The sequence below is a fragment of the Chryseobacterium sp. 2VB genome, from assembly GCF_005503635.1.
Classification (GTDB): Bacteria; Bacteroidota; Bacteroidia; order Flavobacteriales; family Weeksellaceae; genus Chryseobacterium; species Chryseobacterium cupriresistens.
This window is the reverse complement of the sequence record NZ_SCNC01000032.1, coordinates 22,416-45,306: the sequence shown is the minus strand read 5'-3', so window position 1 is coordinate 45,306 and position 22,891 is coordinate 22,416. Positions and strand designations below refer to the sequence as shown.

24 protein-coding genes and 1 riboswitch are annotated in these 22,891 nt (G+C 35.4%); of the genes, 3 read left to right on the top strand and 21 right to left on the bottom strand.

The features are described 5' to 3' along the window. Nucleotides 1–150 precede the first annotated feature (150 nt). On the top strand, nt 151–2,235 hold the full coding sequence (locus FFS26_RS20535; RefSeq protein ID WP_137906002.1) for an outer membrane beta-barrel protein: 2,085 nt from the start codon (nt 151–153) through the stop codon (nt 2,233–2,235). A 62-nt stretch (nt 2,236–2,297) separates the two neighbouring features. On the opposite strand, the gene FFS26_RS20530 is transcribed toward FFS26_RS20535, so the two are convergent. From FFS26_RS20530 to FFS26_RS20455, 16 genes are all read right to left on the bottom strand, one after another. Further along, on the bottom strand, nt 2,298–3,296 hold the full coding sequence (locus FFS26_RS20530) for a T9SS type A sorting domain-containing protein (RefSeq protein ID WP_137906001.1): 999 nt from the start codon (nt 3,294–3,296) through the stop codon (nt 2,298–2,300). A gap of 135 nt (nt 3,297–3,431) precedes the next feature. After that, complete coding sequence (gene ribB, locus FFS26_RS20525) at nt 3,432–4,079, bottom strand: 3,4-dihydroxy-2-butanone-4-phosphate synthase (RefSeq protein WP_137906000.1); 648 nt, start codon at nt 4,077–4,079, stop codon at nt 3,432–3,434. Between the two features lie 92 nt (nt 4,080–4,171). Beyond that, nucleotides 4,172–4,297, bottom strand: a riboswitch (FMN riboswitch). 145 nt (nt 4,298–4,442) lie between these two features. Continuing rightward, nucleotides 4,443–4,796, bottom strand: coding sequence for a DUF2200 domain-containing protein (locus FFS26_RS20520; protein WP_110008178.1), 354 nt, complete (start codon nt 4,794–4,796; stop codon nt 4,443–4,445). Nucleotides 4,797–4,805: 9 nt separating this feature from the next. Then, nucleotides 4,806–5,582 carry an alpha/beta fold hydrolase gene (locus FFS26_RS20515; RefSeq protein WP_137905999.1) on the bottom strand — a complete coding sequence of 259 codons (777 nt, stop codon included), beginning with the start codon at nt 5,580–5,582 and terminating at the stop codon, nt 4,806–4,808. A 110-nt stretch (nt 5,583–5,692) separates the two neighbouring features. Beyond that, a complete protein-coding gene (locus tag FFS26_RS20510) occupies nt 5,693–6,526 on the bottom strand; it encodes a hypothetical protein (protein WP_137905998.1) in 834 nt (277 codons plus the stop codon). 634 nt (nt 6,527–7,160) lie between these two features. After that, complete coding sequence (locus tag FFS26_RS20505; RefSeq protein ID WP_110008175.1) at nt 7,161–7,664, bottom strand: DinB family protein; 504 nt, start codon at nt 7,662–7,664, stop codon at nt 7,161–7,163. Between the two features lie 36 nt (nt 7,665–7,700). Beyond that, nucleotides 7,701–8,084, bottom strand: a complete 384-nt coding sequence (locus tag FFS26_RS20500; protein ID WP_110008174.1) for a 5-carboxymethyl-2-hydroxymuconate Delta-isomerase — start codon at nt 8,082–8,084, stop codon at nt 7,701–7,703. A 131-nt stretch (nt 8,085–8,215) separates the two neighbouring features. Further along, a complete protein-coding gene (locus FFS26_RS20495) occupies nt 8,216–9,826 on the bottom strand; it encodes a serine hydrolase (RefSeq protein WP_137905997.1) in 1,611 nt (536 codons plus the stop codon). A gap of 86 nt (nt 9,827–9,912) precedes the next feature. Continuing rightward, a complete protein-coding gene (locus FFS26_RS20490; RefSeq protein ID WP_137905996.1) occupies nt 9,913–10,347 on the bottom strand; it encodes a hypothetical protein in 435 nt (144 codons plus the stop codon). Continuing rightward, nucleotides 10,344–10,853, bottom strand: a complete 510-nt coding sequence (locus FFS26_RS20485; RefSeq protein WP_137905995.1) for a hypothetical protein — start codon at nt 10,851–10,853, stop codon at nt 10,344–10,346. Before FFS26_RS20485 ends, FFS26_RS20490 begins: the two co-directional genes overlap by 4 nt. Continuing rightward, nucleotides 10,854–11,822, bottom strand: a complete 969-nt coding sequence (locus FFS26_RS20480) for a hypothetical protein (protein ID WP_137905994.1) — start codon at nt 11,820–11,822, stop codon at nt 10,854–10,856. It abuts the gene before it with no gap. 28 nt (nt 11,823–11,850) lie between these two features. Next, nucleotides 11,851–12,510, bottom strand: a complete 660-nt coding sequence (locus tag FFS26_RS20475; protein ID WP_137905993.1) for a DUF2461 domain-containing protein — start codon at nt 12,508–12,510, stop codon at nt 11,851–11,853. 7 nt (nt 12,511–12,517) lie between these two features. After that, on the bottom strand, nt 12,518–13,063 hold the full coding sequence (locus FFS26_RS20470) for a hypothetical protein (RefSeq protein WP_137905992.1): 546 nt from the start codon (nt 13,061–13,063) through the stop codon (nt 12,518–12,520). 105 nt (nt 13,064–13,168) lie between these two features. Further along, the gene (locus FFS26_RS20465; protein WP_137905991.1) at nt 13,169–13,678 is read right to left on the bottom strand and encodes a YegJ family protein; all 510 of its coding nucleotides are present in this window, start codon (nt 13,676–13,678) and stop codon (nt 13,169–13,171) included. A 37-nt stretch (nt 13,679–13,715) separates the two neighbouring features. Next, nucleotides 13,716–14,411: a hypothetical protein gene (locus FFS26_RS20460; protein WP_137905990.1), complete on the bottom strand. Its 696-nt coding sequence runs from the start codon at nt 14,409–14,411 to the stop codon at nt 13,716–13,718. Between the two features lie 59 nt (nt 14,412–14,470). Next, on the bottom strand, nt 14,471–15,655 hold the full coding sequence (locus FFS26_RS20455) for a T9SS C-terminal target domain-containing protein (RefSeq protein ID WP_137905989.1): 1,185 nt from the start codon (nt 15,653–15,655) through the stop codon (nt 14,471–14,473). Between the two features lie 677 nt (nt 15,656–16,332). On the opposite strand from FFS26_RS20455, the gene FFS26_RS20450 reads away from it, so the two are divergent. After that, complete coding sequence (locus FFS26_RS20450; RefSeq protein ID WP_137905988.1) at nt 16,333–16,761, top strand: CBS domain-containing protein; 429 nt, start codon at nt 16,333–16,335, stop codon at nt 16,759–16,761. 164 nt (nt 16,762–16,925) lie between these two features. Here FFS26_RS20450 and FFS26_RS20445 read toward each other — a convergent pair whose 3' ends face one another. Then, a complete protein-coding gene (locus FFS26_RS20445) occupies nt 16,926–17,549 on the bottom strand; it encodes a GIY-YIG nuclease family protein (protein ID WP_137905987.1) in 624 nt (207 codons plus the stop codon). 196 nt (nt 17,550–17,745) lie between these two features. Continuing rightward, entirely contained in the window at nt 17,746–18,471 is a 726-nt protein-coding gene (locus FFS26_RS20440) for a hypothetical protein (protein WP_137905986.1), read from the bottom strand. 309 nt (nt 18,472–18,780) lie between these two features. Here FFS26_RS20440 and FFS26_RS20435 point away from each other — a divergent pair, with 309 nt between their 5' ends. Beyond that, nucleotides 18,781–19,038 (top strand): XRE family transcriptional regulator, encoded by a 258-nt coding sequence (locus tag FFS26_RS20435; protein ID WP_137905985.1) that lies wholly within the window; start codon nt 18,781–18,783, stop codon nt 19,036–19,038. Between the two features lie 135 nt (nt 19,039–19,173). On the opposite strand, the gene FFS26_RS20430 is transcribed toward FFS26_RS20435, so the two are convergent. The 3 genes from FFS26_RS20430 to groL all read right to left on the bottom strand — a co-directional run bounded on the left by FFS26_RS20430 (nt 19,174) and on the right by groL (nt 22,862). Next, complete coding sequence (locus tag FFS26_RS20430) at nt 19,174–20,388, bottom strand: DNA-methyltransferase (protein ID WP_137905984.1); 1,215 nt, start codon at nt 20,386–20,388, stop codon at nt 19,174–19,176. Further along, the gene (locus tag FFS26_RS20425; RefSeq protein ID WP_137905983.1) at nt 20,378–21,013 is read right to left on the bottom strand and encodes an ApaLI family restriction endonuclease; all 636 of its coding nucleotides are present in this window, start codon (nt 21,011–21,013) and stop codon (nt 20,378–20,380) included. The genes FFS26_RS20430 and FFS26_RS20425 overlap by 11 nt, the downstream gene beginning before the upstream one ends. A gap of 223 nt (nt 21,014–21,236) precedes the next feature. After that, nucleotides 21,237–22,862: a chaperonin GroEL gene (gene groL / locus FFS26_RS20420; protein WP_062675889.1), complete on the bottom strand. Its 1,626-nt coding sequence runs from the start codon at nt 22,860–22,862 to the stop codon at nt 21,237–21,239. Between the last annotated feature and the right edge of the window lie 29 nt (nt 22,863–22,891).

Here is a 22,891-nt window from a genome sequence, read left to right as displayed (position 1 = left end):
TGATGTAAAAAAATACCAGCAAAAAACGGGCTGAATTTAACATAATAAATGGAAATTAAAAAAAACATGTTGATTTTTTAATTGTTTGCTATTATTAATGTAATAGTCATCAGCCATTGATTGTCCTACTAGTATAATTCATCTTCAGACATGAAAAAAACTATATATACCATCTTCTTTCTTTGCAGTGCTTTTATGTTTTCACAGGAGAAGAAAAATGATACGGCTGATGTAGGGACAACCAAAGAAATTCAGGAAGTTATTTTAAAATCACAGCGTAAAAAACAGTTTGCAGACAAAGCTGTTTATACTTTTGATAAAGAAGCGCTTGCCAGAGCACGGTATGCAAAAGATTTACTCAGCACACTTCCGGAGTTACAACTGAATCCCGTAGAAAATACCATTACCAGTACGAAAGGTGGAACCACACTATTTCTTATCAACGGGATTGAAGCTACAGATATGCAGATCCGAAGTGTTGCGCCCGGTGAAGTGGTGAAAGTAGAATATTATGATATTCCGCCAGCAAGATGGGCTACGAGAGCAGATACGGTAGTTAATATTCTGACAAGATCCATAGAAACAGGGTATGTTTTCGGGGCTGATGTATCTACGGCTTTGAATACCGGATTTGTGAACGGTTCTGCCTACGCCAATTATACTAAAGGGAAAAATAATTTCGGACTGGAATATTCCCTGAATCTTAGGGATTATAATGACAGAAGAGTAAACAGCATCTATGATTATCAGCTGAACGGGAAGCATTACCGGTCTGATGAAAACCGCAAAGATCATTTTGGATATACCTTCCAGAGTATAGCTTTGCGCTATACGAGACTTGTTCCCGACGACTATGCTTTTCAGGCTAAACTGAATATGGATATTTTCAGCAGGTTTTCGAAAGGAACAGGACAGAGCGTCTTTACCGAAGATCATCTGAAAGAAGAACACAATATGTTTAAAAATAATGGCTCGGATTATGTGATTCCTAAGCTGGATCTCTATTATTCTAAAAAGATCGGTGAAAAAGATGAGTTGAGTATTAATGTAGTAGGTTCTCATTACACCACCAATACAACAGAAACGGCCAAAGAATGGATTGTTGGTTCGGGATTGTCTGTATATGACAATGATATGGTATTGAAAGCAAAGCAAACGAGTTTCGTTGGGGAACTTGCGCATATACATGATTTCAAGTCAGGAAAACTTTCGTCCGGATACCGGATTTCAAGGTCTTCTATTTCCAATGATCTGAATAATCTTGCCGGATACTCTCAATATAATGTTACTTATCTGGAACAGTATTTTTACAGTGAATTTGCAGGAAAAGCAGATCAATTCAGTTATCGTATCGGAGCAGGGCTTACCAATATTCACAATAATAGTGCAGAAAATACTTTTGATGAATGGACTTTTACTCCAAAGGTTATTTTAGCTTATCAGCTTAAAGGAAATCAGAACCTACGTTTTACAGCAAGTTATAATCCGGTAAGTCCATGGAGTAATGCTTTGAGTAGCAATGTCGTGCAGCTGGCTCCTAATATTGTTCAGAGGGGAAATCCTTTTTTACAATCTCAGCAGGTTTTTTCTAATAACCTGACTTATTCTTTTAATAATAAGTATTTTGATTTTAATGCAGGCTTATTTTACCGGTATACCAACAGAGTAATCAATCAGTACTACGTTCACGATGATGTATTGAATGGGTATGCCCTGACTTATGAAAATGGGAAGAATGCTCAGAGATATGGAGTTCAGTTAACAGGATCTTATAAACCTTTCGGGAATACTCTTTTGGTTATAAAAGCTGTAATCACACCAACTTCTGAAACAGTAAGAACTAGTAAAGGTGCTCTGATAAAAAATGATTATTTAGGAAATTACTTTTCGCTTTCTTCAGAATATAAATCTTTCTCCGTTCAGTACCAGTTCAATATTCCGGTATACAGCCTTAATGGAGCATTTCTTAATACGAATGAAAACCAGAATAATATTTTCGCGAGCTATAAACATAAGAACTGGACATTTTCTACAGGAATGTACTGGATAGGAATGCCTTCGGAATATAAAACGAAAAGCTTACCGGAAAGTCTCGTAGATTATAAAGTTCATACACAGATTATGAACAACAAATCCATGTTTGTATTAGGACTGAGCTATGATTTCTCGAAAGGGAAAAAGACAGAAATTCAGCGAAAGCTTAATAATGATACTGCACCTGCAGCTACCTTTTAGATGCTAATTTGAATGTTAATAAGAAATCCCCGCTCATTTGTAGGAGCGGGGATTTTGTTTTATTATTTCTTAATGAATTTTGTGTTCTTTGTATCTGCAGCATTTTTTCCGCTGATCTGAATAAAATAAGATGCAGGAGGAAGATCTGAAATCTGGATGTTTCCGGACTTTACATCTGAAGTTTTAACCAGTTTACCATCCAGACTGTAAATATCTGCTTTGGAATAGTTATCCGTATTTCCTTTGAAACCGATAAAATCCTGTGCAGGATTAGGATAAACCACTAAGTTCTCTTTTTTTACTGCACTGTTTACGCCCAGGAATGTTTCACTTAATGCAAATGTAGTTTTTACATTCTGGTTGATGCTCAACAGTGGAATACTGATATTTCCGCTTGTAGAATTAAGCAGGGCATATCTGTGAGAAGCATCGTAATAAGAATAGGCTGTATTGGTTATTGCTCCGATAGGGTTAGAATAAGTAACATCCAGAGATGAATACAGATTGAAATTCTGTGTGAATTTTACTCTAAGAACATTACTATATGTTTGATTGCCTATAATTAAAGTTCCATATGCATCAGCAATGGCAGTCATTGTACCACTGAATAATCCGCTGGCAGAAGATGAGGAAAAAGTACCTTTGGCGGTGTCGTTCTGTGTCGGTCCGTACGTTGTTGGATAATTAATATGAGTACCGTTATCCACACTAAAGTTTAAAGTGGCCTGTGTATTTACAATTCCTGTAATTTCCAGTTTAGAAGTTGAAGCTTTGTAATAAACGGTTGTTGCTCCGTCTACCATTTTAAGAGTAGAACCCGGGAAAGTTGCTATTTCAGTAGAACTAGGAGTTGAATACGTTGTTTGTGATGCTGCTCCCATCGTAAGCCCGCCATTGGAAAATGTTGCGTTAGGACCTGTTGCAGAGTTGTTTACGGTGCCGGCTGTGTTGTTGTAATTAACAATATTTCCGGAAATAGGGTCATTGGCTGCTTTTGTAAGCGTGATCTGCGCAGACATCATGGCAGATGCTCCTAGTAAAAGGAGTAGAGATTTTTTCATAGTCAGAATTTTTTTGTTAAAAATAATTAAAAAATAGTATTCAAATGTTAATTTTTTTTCTTTTTAATTATATTTTTAATAAAAATGCCTGCTGATCGGATCAACAGGCGGTCTGTGCGTTAAAAATGCTTGGGTTTAATTGCTTATTACCATTTTACGGTAAGCATAAATATCTTCAATGGTTACGACACTCATATCTTTTTTGATGGCAAAGTCTACAATTTCAGGGAGCCTTGCCATGGAACCGTCTTCATTCGTCAGTTCACAAAGTACGGCATCTTCACCAAGATTGGCCATTTTTACAAGATCTACACTGCCTTCGGTATGTCCGCGTCTTTCAAATACACCATCTTTTCTTGCAATCAGAGGAAAAACATGACCCGGACTTGCAATATGTTCTGCCTGGGCATTTGCTGCTACAGCAGTTCTGATTGTTGTCACGCGGTCTTTGGCAGAAACTCCCGATTCCACCCCTTCTCTTGCCTCAATGGAAATCGTAAATGCGGTCTGGTTTTTTGAATTGTTGTTTTCCACCATCGGACGAAGATTAAGATGGCGGCTTTTTTCCTCGGAAATACAAAGGCAGACGATACCGCTGCATTCGCGGATCAGAAGTGCCATATCCTGTTCTGTAATAGTGGAGGCGGGAAAGATGATATCGCCCTCATTTTCGCGGTTTTCATCATCTACCAGTAGAATACCTTTTCCCTGTTGTAATGTCTGAAGTGCTTTTTCTACACGTTCTTTGGAGTTTGCTCCGAATTGTTCTAATAATTTTTCCATGTTATTTTACTTTTAAAAGTTAAAATACACTTCGGCACATGGAAATGAAATACAACGCAACAAGAGTCCATAAGGAATCTTATTGGTCATCTCATTTTCTTCTCCCATCCAGACTTTAACTGTCGGTTCCGGAATTTCACCAGATCAGTCCCTTCCGAAGAAAGGAGTCGCGGACTGTAACCGCCGGTAGGGAATTTCACCCTGCCCCGAAGAAAACTTATACTAAGTTTTGCTGTATGTTGTAATTAAATTTTTATTTCATTAATAGTATTTAACGCACAGACCGCTAATTTCGTGAAGTTTTTTGAATTGGAGAAGCTTTTTAATCATATTTAAGCAGTGAATCTTTTTGAAATTAAATTTTCAGGCTGTTCTTAGAATTTTTTCCATCTTCTTTCCTTTGGCCAGTTCATCAATCAATTTGTCCAGGTACCGGATGTTTCTCATCAGTTCATCTTCAATTTCTTCCACACGATATCCGCAGATGACTCCTTTGATCAATGAAACATTTGGATTGAGTTGAGGTGCCTGTTCAAAGAAAGTTTTAAAGTCGGTTTTGTTGTTAAGGATGTTCTGCAGATCACTTTCATCATATCCCGTCAGCCAGAATATGATTTCATGCACTTCTTCTCTGCTGCGTCCCTTTTTCTCAGCTTTTTGAATGTAATGTGGATAAACACTGGCAAAAGCAGTTGTGAAAATTCTGGTATTCTGCATGGGAATATATTAGATTAATTTTTTGATGACTCCATCCAAAAGGGTATTAAATTCTTCAGGTTTCTCCAGCATAGGATAATGTCCGACACCTTCAATGGTTACATAATCATAATTTTTCAAATATTTTCTGTTGTTTTCCGGATGTGTAGGAGAAGCATCGGAATTAATGGCTATAACGGGAACTTGAATCTGTTTTGCAACCGTTTTGAAATCTGTTGCATACAGAGGCCGGAGAGCATTGATTGCCAGTTCGGATTCATGTTGAAGGAATTCATGCTGTACTCTTTCTCTTACAGAAGGAGGTGTTCCTTCTGCAAATAAAAATTGCGGCAGAAAGTTTTCTACAGTGTGTTTGAAATCCTTTCTGTACTGAGAAAGCACTTGTTCAGTTTGTTCCCTGGTAAAAGATTCGTCCAGATTTTTTAGAGTGTCTATCAGAATGATGGCTTTTACCTCAGGAATTTTTAAAGAAGCTTCCAGGACATAAGCCCCGGACATCGAATGTCCTACAAGAATTATTTCCTGCGTGTTAACAGCATCAGCCACTGATTTAATATCATCAGCATATCTTTCGCTTGTCCATTCCTGCCTTGAAGCATCTGATTTTCCATGTCCGGCAAGATCCATCAAAACAATATGATATTGGTCTTTGAAATATTCTTTCTGGCTTTCCCACCATTCGGTATTGCCAAGCCATCCATGGACGAAGATCAGCGCAGGATTTCCATTTCCGGATTCTTTATAATGAATTTTCTGACCGTCTGATGATATTGCGTATTTTTCCATTTCAATAAGAGTAATTAAGTATATTATATTTAAACCAAATTTACAAAAGACTGCCGGAAATCTGATGATCAGAATGTAAAAAGGCCAGCATTAAATGATAACTCCGGAATTTATTTTTTATCTTTTGATCTCAGGTTGACGATAATGATCGCATACAGTGTTCCCAGGAGATCTTTTATTTCACATTTGAAAAAGATGAGGTCTTTTAAAAACTTCTGATGGGATATTTCAATCCGGTATTTTATTCCTGTAGGCATTGCTTTGCTAGCAAAACCCTCCAGGTTGTCTACCTCATAAGTATTTGTACTGCCCATGAAGTTGAAAATTTCTCTTAATGTACAATTCATAATGAAAACGGAAGGAACAATAGGATAATTTTCAAAATGACCTTTGCATTGATTGGGAGTAAAAGGGTTAAGCAAAACTGTAAACCGATGCGCATCTTCTATAGTTATGTCGCCTTCAGGAAGATTTTCGTCATGATATTCTACCGCAGCATCATTGAAATAATCTTTGTAAAACAACTTAAAGGTATCTTTAGCAATAATGTGATAATCAAGCTCGAAAGAATAGAGCGCTTCTCCTGAATGGTTGTCTCTCATAAGAAGTGACGATTTTCCTTTTCTTTTGGATTCTAAAAAACTTTCACAGGTAATAGAAGCTGAATCTGATTTTTTATAAGAAAGCTGTCTTATTCTCACCTTTTCACCCATAAAATAAATCTGCTCTGTGGATTTGGTGTTTAAAAGTCTGTATAAATTACAGCTTCCCAGGGAAGATAATACCTTGATGAGTTTCGAAAAATTTTCTTTGGTGAAGTTATAATTGGAAATTTCAGCTTCCATTCTGTTTCCGTTGAAAATAGTGTTTTCAGGAATAGAAATATAAGGAGCTGTTTCTCCAAGGTAAGGAATGATGTTTTTTTTGATGTCGGTTGTTGTCATCTGGATGAGGGATTATTGGGTTATTAAACTTTTTCGGTTGTGGATAACTTTTCATCATTGTGTAAAACATCATCTGTGCTGATTATGGTTTATATTCTTAAACCGCTTTATTCAGGAATCAGAAAAAACAATTGTTAATCATTGTTATTCTGATAGTATTTTTTTATAAATATATTTTTAATTAATTGAATATAAATATTTTGTGGTATGTATTTCTTTACTTGGTGATTTGTTTTTAATGCAATTTATAAAAAATATTCATAAAGATTTATGAATAAATAGATTAAATTTAAATTATTACTTTGAATAAATAAAAGAGTAAAGCTGAAAAAGTGGGGATAATTTTATCCACAAAAATTATCCACATGATTTTTCATTGTGGAAAATCCATAAAAAAATGTATCCATTATAAAATAATGATTTATAGATATTTGTAAGGGATGTTTTAAATGACTTAAAAACTTATCCATAGTTTATCCACAATGGTAAAAAGAGATCATAGAAAGTTATCCACAAATAGTTGAAAATGTGGATAACTGCCTGTTTTGATTTAAAATATTTAAAATCAATATTTTAATTGGATTCGATCGGTGTCCGGAAATTCTATTTCAGACTTATCCACAAAATTGGGCTTTTATTGCTGATCTTTATAAATATTCCAGAAATTAAAATCGGTCATAGGAGCATCAGTAATTCCGATGTTTCTTCCCATCGTTACGATTTGTCCTCTGTGATACGTGCTGTGAAGAATAGCATGCTGGATGTATTCGTATTTGGAAAAATCACACTGAAACCATTGAGATTCTATCTTTACATTCTTTGAAAGATCTTCTTCAGATAAACTTTCCACATAATCTACCAGTTTCTGCGAGTTGTTTTTTATGGCATTGAAAACATCTTCTTTGCTGGTAGTCTCTGCTGTTTTTACAAAATCAAAATCATCCTTTTCAGAAATATGACTCCACCAATATTCCTGGGTTTGCCAGATATGGTGTAATGTCTTTAAAATAGTCGGAAAACTCGAAATGGTTTCCTGATTCAGCTGTTCGTCAGACTTTGTGGATAGCCAGTCGATGTATTTATTGACCACCCAGTTGTTGTACTGTGCACTTTTGCTGACTAATGTTTTTAAGCTCATATTATTAATGTTTAGTTGTGTGTGTAAAGTTGAATGTTATAAACCAAAATGCCTGTCCTGGTCAGAATTTTCAGGATTGATGAGCGCTTTGTTGCTGTAGGTCGCTGCTTCAAAATCACTGATGTTTACAGAAAGAAAAGAAATATCCGGCAGCAATTTTGAAAGCCTGATGCTGATCTGTTTTGAAAGACCGGCTTTTTGATCTGTCGTACGGCCCTGCATGATATAACCGAATACGTGTAAAAAGTATTTCTTACCTGTACCTAGCCTGTAATACTGATAAGGCTGAAGTCTTACTTTGATGTCATTGGGAGCAAACAGTCCTGTTCCGTCTGCCGCTTCATAAACTGCATCCATCAATTCATCGGGTGTTCTCTGCTGAAGAATATCCTGTGAACAATCTATTATAAAATGGGGCATAGATTCTATTTTGTGTTTGATTTTGTGTGAGATAAAAATAATAAAAAATAGTAATGGAAATTAAAAATAAAAACCGTTTTGAAAACAAAACGGCTTTAAAATATGTATTTTTTACTTTGTGAATACTGGTTTTATAGATTTGATTTTTTAATGCTGTATTGTGGTTGTACAGCGTTGGTCATGTCGAGGACAATATCATAAATTCCATCTTCAGAGATGGGAAAGTCATAGGCATCAAAGGCAATACTTTGATTATCATTATTCAGTCCAAGGCTGTACCCCCAGTCATTATTAACCCTGAATTTTAGATTACCTTTTTTTAACGTATAATTTTTCAGAAAATAGATATTCGGATTTTTAGGATCTGTTTGTAGTGGTATATCTTTTCCTTCCCAACCGTTCGGCGTTGCGTTTCCGATAATTCCCCACGTAAGAGTATTGGCCTTTCTTTTTGCTGTTTTTACAGTTCCATCCCAGAAATGAATGACCAGAGTATTTATTTTTCCGTCTTGATCCCGTTGGAATGTACAGGTGAATTTTTCATCCAGCTGAAATGATGTTTTGCTTTTCGGTAATAAAGCGTTTCTTGGATAGCTGCCTTCTTTGAAAACAAGGTGTCCATCGTTACTGGTGATGTAAAAATTTGAATCTTCTGTGGAATAAACACCTTCCAGCTTTTTTAAATCCTCGGCACTCACTTTTGCAATGGCCGGAATGCTATATGGTTTATTGTACAGTATTTTTTCTACTTGAGGAAAGATAAAATCCGTGTGTGAAAGTTCTGAATTTGATATGACAATCACACAAATATCATCCTCCGGAATTCTGTAATATCTGCTTCTGTAACCTGGTCCGCCGCCATCATGCCCCACCTGTTTTTTGTCAAAAACAGTCGAAATCTGGAAGCCTAATCCATAATGATCCTTGAGATAGGGAGTAAAAGCTTTATCTGTGGTTTCCTTTTTCAGAAGGGTGTGATTCTTTAATGCTTCGTTAAACTTGAAAAGATCTTCTACCGTAGAATACATGGCTCCGGCCCCAAAAGGATGGTCGGTTTTGAAACGTAATGCTTCATTAGACTTATTGTTGGATAGAAATTCATAACCTAATGCTTTATTCTCCTCCGTAACATTGTTGAAGTTGAATCCGCTATGGTTCATTTTAAGGGGCTTCAGGATATTATTCTCTATCACTTTATCATAATCTGAACCTGTTATTTTTTTAATAATGTAACCCAGAATATAATATCCGGAATTGGAGTAATCCCAATCTTTGCCCGGGGGAAAATTCAAGGGTTTTGCAGAAATATATTTTAAAAATGTTTCTTCATCTACAGTATCCTCAGAGTTGGTATGATTTTGAATTCCTGATGTATGGGAAAGCAGATGAGCTAAAGTAATGCTGTCACCCTTCGGAAAATCAGGATAATATTTGGAGAGTTTGTCATCCAGAGATAATTTTCCCTGTTCTTCCAACTGAAAAATAACGGTTGCTGTGAACATTTTTGTGGTGGAGAAAACTCTATAAAGACTGTTATTGGTATTTTTTTCTTTTTTAGGAGCATTTCTGTAGCCGTAGCTATTTTCAAAAATAATTTTTCCTTTTTCGGCAATCAAAACAGAACCACTGAACAATCCTGCTTTTTCATACGTTGAAAATAACTGTTCCAGTTTTTGGGATTTCTGCGAAAGAAGAGGATGCATCGCAAACATTAAAACGATACAGGTGAGAATAGATTTCATGTAATTTTTTTTTAAATAAGACACTTTTGAGTGTGATAATATTACATGGAGTTATAAAAATGTTTTTATTGAAGAAGAGTAGAGGATTATTTAATTTGAATTAAAGTTTTAACACCATTGACCATAACCATTGACGCTTTTCCAGTTTCAATAAAATATTTTAAGATTTTTCCATTTTCCAGAATGATTTTTCCAAAAGTAAACTTCTCATTTCCATGTCCTTTAAAATTTCCATACAATCCATTTTCTGCATGTATAATGAGCCCGGATTCTAAAACTCCTTTTTCTGATGTGATCAATTTCTGAGTCGTCAGAATACTGTAATTATCTAAGTCAATAATAGTAGAACAGATCAGAAGTTCTTCTGCATTTAATTGGATTGAGATGCCAGGATATGCATCATAAAAAGAATAATTGTCTTCATAAAATTTTGTCCATTGAAAAGCATCGTAAGGTTTAATAGTAGTTCTTTTTATCTTTGAAATACAGATACGGTGTTTTGATTGATCGTTTTTTTTCATTTTAATACCACTTGTTTTTTTATTTCATTCACTATTTCACAGGCTTTGGTTTCTGTAATCCAGTCTATAAGTCTTATTTCATTGCCATTATGTACAAAAACAACAGAGTAGGTTGAGCCATTCAGAGAAAAGTGATAACGAACACCCAACTTATATCTTTCTACCTGAAAATCTTTTATTTCAATCTGATTAATATCTTTTTTCAGGTAAGTTTTAGGGCTGGCAAACAATTTATTTTTATACTCAATTTTTATGGTTTCGGGATCAATGGTCAGAACCGTTTTTCCAAAGGTATTCCATAGCCAGATATACAGGAATAGTATAAAAAAAACTGTAAATGGAGCGGTAAATGAAATATAATGTAAAATAAAAAAGGAACTTTCCTCCTGAAGGCTTGAAAGAGGAATAATAATGAGAATAATAAAAGAGAGTATGAGTAACCCTAACCCTAATATAATGGTCAATAGCCAATTGGTCTTGTTTTTTATTTTAATGATGGTGGACATTTATTCAATATCGTTGTAAGAATTAACCTTATAAAGCAGTTGAAACTTAACGGTATTTTTTTTAGAATTAGGATATGTTTCTTTATTCACCTGTTTTTCAAATTCTTTCATTATTTCCAGATCCGGATTATCTTTAACTGCAAACTGAATGTCGTTTTTCTTTTTTCCTAATTCAAATTGAATCATTATTTTTCCTTCACTTTTAGAATCTTTAAACAAATTCTCAAAAATTCTGTTGGTTTTTTCAATAACTGATTTAATATCTTCAAAAGAAGAATTGGCCTTTAATTCTGAATCACCGGACAAGAATATGACCTTTTCAAGTTTAGTTTCTTTGTTGCCTTTATCGGTAGCATATACCTCATTGCCATTTTTATACGTTTTAATGGTTCCATCCGTTCTATAGATTCCGTTGTCAATAGGATTGCTGTAAGAATTTTTATATGGGAACTCATCCAGCCAGAATAATTTTAGCTTTTCCTTCAGAAAGTTGACAATATAATAGTGGTTCTCGGTCTGAATGATGAACAAGGGTTCCTGAATATCAAATGAGATGGTAGACCAGTAATATTTTAATTCATCTTCATTGGCTTTTCTTATCTGGTAATTCCCGGAAACTTCTTTTTTAAATTCATTCCATATTTTTTTGGAGTCATCCAGTTTTTTGGCCATTTTCCCTTCAATTTCCACATCATCGATATGGAAAATCAAACTATCAGGAATACTTTTTAAGCTTTCAATATTTTTAAACCTTTTCCAGAGTGTTGGTCCGATAATTAAATTTTTTCCCAACAGATCATCATTGGCTGTATTCGTAAGGCTCTCCGTTAGCAGTTTTTTTGCTTTTTCGTTGATTTTATCATCTGCATAATGATAAACTACGCCATTGGGAATGGTTATTTTCTCGGTGATTTGTGCTTTGACAGCATTGACGATGAATAAAAGAAGAAGAAGAATTTTTATTTTCATGGGTTGTTTTACTTTGTAAAGTATAAATTTAGTACAAAAGCTCTCCATTGAGATCCGTTGTCAGCACTTCACTCATATAATCAAAAAAAGGACGCATTGCCAGCAAGGTCTGGATGGCTTCCTTCTGAAAGCTGTCTGACAGAACCTCCTTATCTGTAAATTTCCGCATCACCAGGAATTGTTTTTTCCTGATCAGATCAATAGCCGGATGATTTTTATCAAAACCCCGCGGTGCTGTTTTTACAGCGTCTCCTTTAAGTTCTCCGAAATATTGTATAAAAGTTTTATCAGCGATAATTTTTTCAATTTCTTTGCTGCTGATTTCAAATTCTTTACGGATGCGAAGTAAATCTTTGGCTTCAGGCCCCCAGAATCCACCACCTACAAAACTGTTGCCCGGTTCCAGCTGAATATAATATCCACCTCTCAGCATGGGCTTCGAACGGGAATATCCCACTCCAAAATTGGTTTTATAGGGTGTTTTGTTTTTGGAAAAACGGACGTCATTATAAATCCTGAAAATATGCATTCCTTTAAGCTGATCATGCTCCTGAAGTTCATTGTAGATCTGGGTAAATACAACTTTATTTTCCTTCACAATGGTATCATATTCAGATTTATGCTTTGCGAACCATTCCCGGTTGTTATTTTCTTTTAAATGGGTGAGAAACTCAAATGCTTTTTTCATATTCAGATCAGGATTTTCCTTCGTTGATATATTCTTGATAATCTTCTTCTAATTTGTTAATTTCCTCTATCAGGAAATCATAAATATTTCCTTCAAATACTTCGTAATCTTCCTCGTCATATTTGTCATATTCAATTTTTATGATTCCATTGTCGGTATAAGCTCTGTACAGATTTCCGCTGCGTTTGAAAAATAATTGGCCCAGAGGCTTTTCTTTATATTCAAGAGCTTCGGCATGTTTCTCTTCAAAACCCATCCATGAAGGCATTTCTTTATCCTGTGAAAGGCCATATACAAAAAAGCCGTACCCGAATTTCCAGGCTGGAAGAACATCAAATTCTTCGGGCCGCTTCCATACTTCTTCTCTAACTTCAAGAAGCAAGGATCCAAATGTTGTCAGGAAATCCTTAACATCTTCACTGAATGTAAAACCTGTACTTTCTTCATACTTTGTAATCTGTTCTTCGGTGGCCGGATTTGCCAGGGAACTCATTACGAAAAAATCATCATTTAATTTCTTTTTCCTGTCCCAGAAGTCTTCTTTTGTTGTCATATTTTTTGTTTGGTTTGTGCCGTCATCATTGATCAGACCGTTATTGAAACAAATATAAGGGAAAGTTGGAGGGATAAAAAATGAAGGAAGGGAAAATGATGAGGCTTACTCATTTTCAAATGTAAAACCATTTTCTTTGTCCATTTGTTCACGTTCTTTTTGTGACATTCTTTTTCTTAAAACTCTGGTAGTATAACCTCCTTTCACAATATTTTTATCGATATACATCCAATCTGTAATATTGTGTGGATTAATTTCAATAGTATCTCCCAGTTTTACTTCTGTTGTTGATATGGGATCTCCATCTACAATTCCATAGAATTTATCATCAGAATATTGAACTTCACTTATCCAGATATGCTCGCCTCCGGAACCTGCGGTGTTAAATCTTTCTTTCAGTGCAAAATTGTAGTAATCCGGATTGCGGCTTTCTATTGCTTCTTTGAACTTATATAATGATTTTTGGGCATTTTCTATCGCAGTATTCATTTCGGTGTCTTCTCCCTGCAGAATATGAATATCGGGCTCATGATCTCTTTTTACAACTTGATCTTTTCTTTGGCAGCTTAATACGATAAGGCTTAGAAGTAGATAGATTGGATATTTGCAGCGCATAATTTAATCTGATGATATTAATTCAAGTTTCTAATTGTCACTTATTAATCTTATAATCTTCTAATTTCTGCTTCAGTTCTTCAGAAACCAGGTTATTTTCTATCAGGTAGCGGCTCATTATTTTCAGGAAATACCTGCATTCCTTTAAGTAATCTTTATCAGGTAAAGAATGATCTTTTAAATAAGTGCTTGCTCGGTCGACAAATACTCCGGAGCCTTCAAAATCTTTGCTTATGAATAGAGTTCCGATTAAAGATAGATAAGAAAGAAATTCATATTCATCATGATTTCCTTTTAAATAGTGAGAAGGCGTCTTTTTGTTCATCTCCTGAAAATAGGATATGATTCCGATGTCTTTCAGGTATTTCTCCTTTTCGATAACAAACCAGTCGTCCACTATTTCGCCATCAAAATCCATTTCAAGATCATAATACCCGATGGGTTCCAGGTTTTTAAGATAGATTTCGTTTTCCACACAAAGACTTATTCTTGCCCGGATAACAGGTTCCCGGTATTGCTGTTCAATCAGATATTGGTATCCCTCAAATACAAAAGTAATTTCGTGGCGGGCAAAGCCTCCTATCAATTCTTCAGGATTTTCCGAGAGTATTTTGTGGAGCGTGTGAAATGCTTCATTTTTGAGATGAAATTTTTCAGCTCTTTCGGTGAGTAATGTTTGAAGTTCCTGAGCAGTCATAGTATGGTTATTGGTTTTCAAATCCTGTAAATCCATCAAAGCTGTTTTAATGGATTATGGTGCTAATGCAAATATCTAATAAATAACACTTACTATCATCTTACAATTTTAATCTTCTGTAAAACCCCTTTCTCATCTTTAAAACTAAAGATATAAGTTCCTCTTTGTACTTTGGATAAATCTATATTTCTGTTATAGTAGGCAAAGCCCCTGTTGATCACTTCTCCATCTAAAGAGTAGACGGTAAATTCAAACTGATTGCTGTTATTTTTATTGCTGATGATAAAACCGTCTCTGGATGCATTGGTATAGACTCTTGTTTTGGTCTCACGGTCTTCATTGGCTGTATTGGAAGAGAGGGCACTTTCAGAAATATCAGCCGCCTGTGTACTTTTAATAGCTGATTTGGTTACAGACGTAGTACTTCCGCCGATGATGTATAATTTATCATTGTATACTTCTGCTGCAGCGTGTCTTCTGGGAATCATATTGGATGACAGCTGATGGAATTTATGGGTTGCGGTATCGAAATAGGCCAGAAACGTCTGATTATTATAACCTCCTGCAATGAAAATCTTATCACCGGATACCGCTAATGAATGTCCTGATATCCCGGCTGGCATCGTAATCTGATCGGTCCAGCGATTGGTATTGATGTCATAGATATTGATCAGGCGGGATGAGGTACCGTTGAAACCGCCAATGACATACAATTTATCATTTACAATTTTGCCCTTTGCTTCTCTGGCGGTGGGCATATCCGGTAATGGATGCCATGTGTTGGAAGCAATATCATAGTATTGGAACCTGTTGGAAAAGGCAGTGGTTGCAGCGCCGTTGAGTCCGCTGCCGCCGAACACATATATTTTTCCGTTATGGATGGCAGAACCAGCATTTCCTGTATAGGAGCGGTTAACAGCTCCCTTTGTTACTTTCAGGGTTGCAAGATCTACAATTTCAAGATGGCTGTTTCCCCAACCGTTAAAAATATACATTTTATTATTATACGTCTCCGCATTAGCAAATTTTTTAGGGCTGATAGTTGCATTGAGAACACTCCATTTGTTGTCTGTAATATTGTATTTTTCAATATAATTGGCCATACCTCCGCTTTCCTGATATCCGTTGCTCACATAGATATTATCATCTACGATGACACTGGATAGGGCTCCTCTGCCTGCAGACATATTGGCGAGCGTTTTAAATTGAAGTGTTTGTGCATGGGCGAGCAGTGGGCCCAAAAATGAAAGGAATAATAATTTTGTTTTCAATGGTATCATGGTTTAAAGATAGGAAAAAGTTGAAGAGAATTTTAAAATTACTTTATTCAGACAAGCATGAGGTTATTTTTTAAAAAATGGTCGATTTCAATCACACTTTATATTTCATCAGGTATCGCTACCCCCTTACCGAAGGGGATAGAGGGGGTTCATGAAGGGGGTATAGCCCCTTATCCAAGAGGGTAAAGGGGCTTATGGAAGGGGATAGAGGGGCTTTATGAAGTGGTTATAGGGGGTTGCATAAGGGGGTAGAGGCCGTTCCGAAGGGGAGATACTTCCTTACCCAAGGGGCTGTAAGGACTTATGGAAGGGGCTGGAGATACTTCATGAAGTGGCTGGAGGAACCTATACCAGAGGCTGAAGGATTTATAGAAGAGGGTAGAGGTGCTTTATTTTTTACGCAAAGTCGGGAGACTTTGCGGAGCGGGATACGAAGAACCGATTGTTTTTTTTGGGGGTAAAGTCCTGAAAATTATGTATTAAATTTAAAAAAATCTTTAAAAATTTCCCAAAATGAACCCATGATATTTTATATATCATACAGCGGGAAAAATTGATAAATATCAGCTGCAATGGTATGATGAGGCAGATGTTTCTTCGCTAACTTTGAGTATGAAAAAGGGATTTAAGGTTCGTTTTTCATTGTAAATTTTCACAATAATCTAAACAAAAATGCTATGAAACAAAGAGTTCCAATTTCCCAAATTATGACTAAAGACCTGATTACACTCAATCTTACACAATCATTGTATGAGGCTGAAAATTTATTTAAAAAAAATAAAATCAGGCATATTCCGGTTGTGGAAAATCAAAAGTTATTAGGTGTATTAAGTTATAGTGATTTATTAAAAATCAGCTATGCAGATGTAGAACAATCGGATGATGCGGAAGATGTTCCTGTATCAGCAGTGGTATACGACGTATTTACTATTTCGCAGGTGATGACAAAAGCTCCTCTCACTGTAAATCCTGATACTACCATAAAGGAAGTGGCAGAGATTTTATCCGAACACAGTTTTCATTCTGTTCCGGTGGTAGAAAATGGTGACCTAAAAGGTATTGTAACTACTACAGATATTTTAAAGTATTTATTGCAGCAGTATTAAACGGCCCAGTATTCACTTTAAATGCCCATTTATACTGAATACCTTACATTTTCCAAATTCAGAGTCATTGGAGATTATATACGTATAAGAAATCCGAAGTCCAGACTTCGGGTTTCTTTATTTTTTTGTGCAGAGTTGGAGACTTTGCGGAGCGGGATTTGTTATTATTTTTTTATTAAATTTCTAAACTCAAATCTATTTGATTTTGAATCCTCAATAATTTCGTATGTGAATTTATTATTGTTGCAAATAGTTAATATAAGTTCTCTTCCTTTAGAATACGAACAGTGGAATGTTTCGTATGCTTCTTGACAGTGGTTGTCATGATCATATCTTCTAGAAATGAAATGTTTTTGTAATTCAGTATTTGCTATGTTTTCAATTCTCCCGGCATGATTACTTTTAATTGCGAATAATATTTTCCAATCTATCAAATTAGCATATTTGGTTCTATTTAGAGACTCAGATCTTACTTCTATAGCTTTTGTAAATCCGACTTTAATAATTTCTCCATGCAGAGATGCTGCCAAATAGGTTACTCCACTCGAGTCAGCTCTTTTTTGAAATTCAATTTTAGAAGTATCACATTGACAACAATGCCCGCTTCTTGTTCTTAATGTATGACCTTTTGCTTTACATGCTGTAACATTGAAAGCTATAAACTTATTTAAATCTTTCATTATTTTTCTATATTCATCTTTTTTTAATCCTTCAGCATTGAATATATATTTTAGATCAATTTTCTGGTCGTTTAGAAAATTAATTTGTTCTTGACTTAATTTATTCATGGGTTAATAGTTATTAGATAATAAATACAATTTTGTAATTACCTATTCTTTATTTGAATACTGTTTTACTAAGTTAAAAAACAAATGGTATTATTCCTTACGGAAAACCATAAAAAACCATCCTACAAAAGTAGAACGGTTAGTATATTAATTTCTGAATACAGACAAAACCACTTTCAATTTAATTTTTAAAGCTTTATTGTTTTCCTCTTCTTTCAAGAATGAGGTATGCTGCATCCAGCATTTTGATCAGATGGAGGTATGGACTTATGATATTCCTTTCCGGCAGGTTGTGGTAAACTCTGAGGGATAAATAGACCATCCCGGACAAAAAATAATTAAATTCCTGTACGCTGTATTCTTTGAATGCTTTTTTGAAGACCAACAGAGGATTTCGGTATTCTTTCTCAGACAGTAAGCCAAGAAAAGGAGGAGAGACCTCTTCTGCCTCAGTATTGAAGACCTGTTTCTTTTCCTTCAGTGCCATGAGATAGCCTGCCTGTACAAACGACTGCATACACTGGTGAAAATGATAGATAACGGACGGATCTTCTTTGATCCAGCTATTTCTTTTTATGGCATGATTCATAATGCTGTTGAGTTTCTTTTTGGAGGTTTCCAGATCATTGAACCGGAAGAAGGTTTCTATCCGCTGTAAGCCGCCGTTCTTTTTTCGGCTTTTCCCGGGCTGGGGTTGAATATCTGCTTTGGTTTTTGTCATGTTTTTGTGTTTTTTTACTGGTTGTAAAGGAGGAAGCCCCGGCAATGCCTGAACTTCCTGCCCATACGAACCAAGGGTAATATGATAGAATTTGTGTTTTTCTGAAAGCCCGAAAGCCGCAATGGATTGTACACTCCATTGTACCGTATCATGATACTTTATATGGAAAAGCAGGCTTAGAAAAACATTGTAGAAAAGCAAAACAGCATGGAAATAAAAACGGCATGAGACTCTACAATATCTGTAATAGGGGCACTGGTATACCTTGAGACAGATAAGGAGAGCCCACGCCTAGGTCGTGAGCTTCCTGCTTATCTTCTTGTCTCTTAAAAATTACCAGTTTTCTATTACAAGATTCTAAGCAATAGCTTCTATATTTCGTTGAAGTATCGCAAAATTACATCTTCAAATGTAATCTATAGACAAATATAATAAAAATATCTTTATATTACCGAATTCGGTAATGAAAATTTTTACCAATAATTCCAATTTGCACCAAACAGTGCGATTATGAACGAGTTTAAGACTGATGAAATCAAAAAAATAGTTTCAGAAAAAATAAAAGAAATAAAAGGAGAAACTCCTTATTCTAAGGTTTCTGAAAGATGTAATGTTACTGCTGCAAGAATTAGTGATGTTGCTAATAACAAGATCGATTGTCAACTCAGTACTTTCATTGAAATTGCAACCGGGTTGAGAATACATCCCAAAGAATTATTTGATATTGTTTTTGATTTTGAAGAGTATTATTCTGAATTAGATAAATAAAACAAGCTCCGAAGTATGAAGACTTCGGAGCTTGTTTTTTAATAGATTGGCTTTATTTTATTGGCTTGAAATCAGGAGACTCTGTGATGGTGGAACAATCGAAGAACTACTGTTGAACTTTGCATTTTCGTCTTACTATCGTAAAACTTTTGTTATGCGTTCGCTGTTTTTATTAGTAAGTTCTTTTGCTTGTAATTCAAGAGATTTCAATATTGTTACGTTCGTTTCAAATCCGAAAAGTCTGCTTATTCCAGCTTCTCTTGTCTGGATTAAAATTTTCATTTTATAATCTTTTCCATAAGTAGCTTTTTCTAATTTTTCAATTGCATCTTCTATGCTTTCATATTCTGTTTGAATTTTCACTGGTACCGGCATTCCGTCATAATGTTCTTTTAAAAAACCGTCAATTCCTGAATTTCGTTGAACAGGAAAAGCATTAATATTTTGAAGAATTGCAAGTTCTTTATCTGTCTTTTCAAAATATTCATTTGTTCCTTTATTCAATAAGTTCGAAGAGGAAATAATCATTTCTTCCAACCGAGCATTAGCTAACTCCACAGCATCAGAGGAAATATCTATTCCAATAAAATTTCTCTTTAATGACTTTGCAGAAACACAGGTAGTTCCACTTCCACAAAATGGGTCGAGAACTAAATCGCCTTCTTCTGTTACTATATTTAGTATTTGATTTAATAATAAAACAGGTTTTTGAGTTGGATAGCCAGTTCTTTCTTTTGCTTTTGGATTTAGATATGGTATTTCCCAAACGTCTGAAAGAGGTACCCCTTTTTTTTCTTTTCCTAAAATTGGATTTCCATTTTCATCTCTTTTATAAACCGATTTTCCTTTTTCATTTCTTTCTCTGTCTTGTAAAATTTGATCAAGATTTGTGGTAGCAGAATAGTCAGTATAAAGTGTATTAAATTTGAAATTTTGTGTTTTTGAATAAAAAAATATTACTTGATGAGCATTTAAAAGCCCTTTTTTTGCATTTGACCAACGCTTGTAACACCAAATAATCTCACTTTGAAAATTATTACGTCCAAAAATTTTGTCCATAATAATTCTTATGTAGTGTGATGCGTTTTTGTCACAATGTAGGAATACACTGCCAGTGTCTTTTAAGACTCTTTTTGATTGCTTTAAGACATTTTCTATTACTGCTAAATATTCTTCAATAGAATTATATTTATCATCAAATTCATAAGTTTTAGAATTGTCTCTATTTGTTAAAGAGTGTTTTCTTTGAGTGAAAAATGGTGGGTCAAAATAAATCAAATCAACTTTGTTGACCTCAATCTCTTTGAGTTTTTCAACACAATTTCCGTGAATTATTCTATTAATTTCCATCTTGTGGTGTTCTTTCGTTAGCAATTTCAGTTAAAATAGCTTTTAGATCAACTCCAGAATATGCTTTTAAAAAATCCCAAGCTTCATCTCCTCCATAATATTCTCCATCAACACCAGCATAAAGTGTTTTCAATGTTTGTTGAATTCTTATTGCCTGTGCTCTTTGTGGATAAAAAAACATAATCCGAATAGGTTTGTATCCGTGGTTTTTAATGACTTGGACTCTTGTATGTTCTTTTGTTATGTGATCTCCATCAGTTGTTGCATCTTTCCATTTTACTTCGATGGCATCATTGTCATTTAAAAAATCAATTTCAAAAGTTTTAGGTCTTTGACCGATAGTATTTTCTACTTTTGTCTTAATGCCTTCTGGAAATTTATAATTTAGGCACAAAGTTGCAGATGCTTCAAGAAAAGAACCTGCGTATTTATATAAAAAACGTCCTGTATTTTGATAACTGTCTATAAGTTGCCCTTGTTCTAATGAAATCCCCAATACACGATAGATAAGATAGTGAGCATTGTCATCAGCTTTCATTTCTTCTGCTCTCGCTTCAATTTTACCTTTCAAGTTTGTTGAATAAATCTCTGCTAAACTCTTTATGCTTTGTATTAATTCTTCCATTTTAAATTTGTCTATATAATTGGTTGCAAGTTACAAAATTTTGATCGATTTCGGTTCTAGTACAGCTCGTACAGTGGGCTAAAACCCTTTTTTATGAATTACATCAGTATATATAATTGCGAATAGATTTTCAAGTAAAAAAGCATAGTTTTTTTTATGAAATAAAAACCGCCCTACAAAAGCAGAGCGGTTTATATATTAAATTTGTCTCAGCGACACGCTATTACATCATTCCTGGCATCCCACCACCCATTGGCATAGCTGGTTCAGCGCTCTTCACTTCAGTGATCACACATTCAGTGGTAAGAAGCATTCCAGATACAGAAGCTGCGTTTTCAAGGGCAACTCTTGTTACTTTAGTTGGGTCAATGATTCCTGCTTCAAGCATGTGAACGTACTCATCAGTTTTCGCGTTGTATCCGAAGTCTCCTGAACCTTCTGCTACTTTAGCAACGATTACAGAACCTTCACCACCTGCGTTGGCAACGATTTGTCTTAATGGCTCTTCGATCGCTCTTTTCACGATTTTGATCCCTGTAGTTTCGTCAGCGTTAGATCCTGAAAGATTGTCAAGTGCAGAGATGGCTCTTACTAAAGCAACACCACCACCGGCAACGATACCTTCTTCAACAGCAGCTCTTGTAGCGTGTAGGGCATCATCTACTCTGTCTTTTTTCTCTTTCATTTCTACTTCAGAAGCAGCTCCTACGTAAAGAACAGCAACACCACCAGCTAACTTAGCTAATCTTTCCTGAAGTTTTTCTCTGTCGTAGTCAGAAGTTGTAGTTTCCATCTGAGCTTTGATCTGAGCTACTCTTCCTTTGATTTTCGCTTCGTCACCACCACCGTTTACAACTGTAGTGTTGTCTTTGTCGATCGTTACTTTCTCAGCAGTTCCAAGCATATCCAAAGAGATGTTTTCCATTGTGAAACCTTGCTCTTCAGAGATCACCTGTCCACCTGTAAGGATCGCGATATCTTCTAACATTGCTTTTCTTCTGTCCCCGAATCCCGGAGCTTTTACAGCAGCAATTTTAAGAGAACCTCTTAGTTTGTTTACCACCAAAGTAGCTAAAGCTTCCCCTTCAACTTCTTCAGAGATGATTAATAAAGACTTACCACCTTGTGCAATTGGCTCAAGAACCGGTAGCAATTCTTTCATTGAAGAAATTTTCTTCTCTACTAAAAGGATATATGGGTTTTCAAGTTCAGCTAACATTTTCTCAGGATTCGTCACGAAGTAAGGTGACTGGTATCCTCTGTCGAACTGCATACCTTCTACAACGTCTACGGTTGTATCAGTACCTTTAGCTTCCTCTACAGTGATTACTCCTTCTTTACCTACTTTTCCGAACGCTTCAGCGATTAAAGAACCGATGGTATCATCGTTGTTGGCAGAGATAGAAGCAACCTGCTTGATTTTTTCTGAAGAATCTCCAACCTCCTGAGATTGAGATTTAAGGTTTTCCACAACAGCAGTTACCGCTTTGTCGATCCCTCTTTTAAGATCCATTGGGTTAGCACCGGCAGCTACGTTCTTAAGACCTTCTCTTACGATAGCCTGTGCCAATACAGTAGCGGTAGTAGTACCGTCTCCTGCGATATCGTTGGTTTTGGAAGCTACTTCTTTTACCATCTGAGCTCCCATGTTTTCTACCTTATCTTCAAGTTCGATTTCTTTTGCTACAGAAACACCATCCTTAGTTACGTGTGGAGCACCGAAAGATTTTTCGATTACTACGTTTCTCCCTTTAGGACCTAAAGTTACTTTTACTGCATTTGCTAATGCATCAACCCCTCTTTTTAGAGCGTCTCTTGATTCAATATCGAATTTTATTTCTTTTGCCATGTTTGTTTAGCTTTTGGCGACTTGCTTTT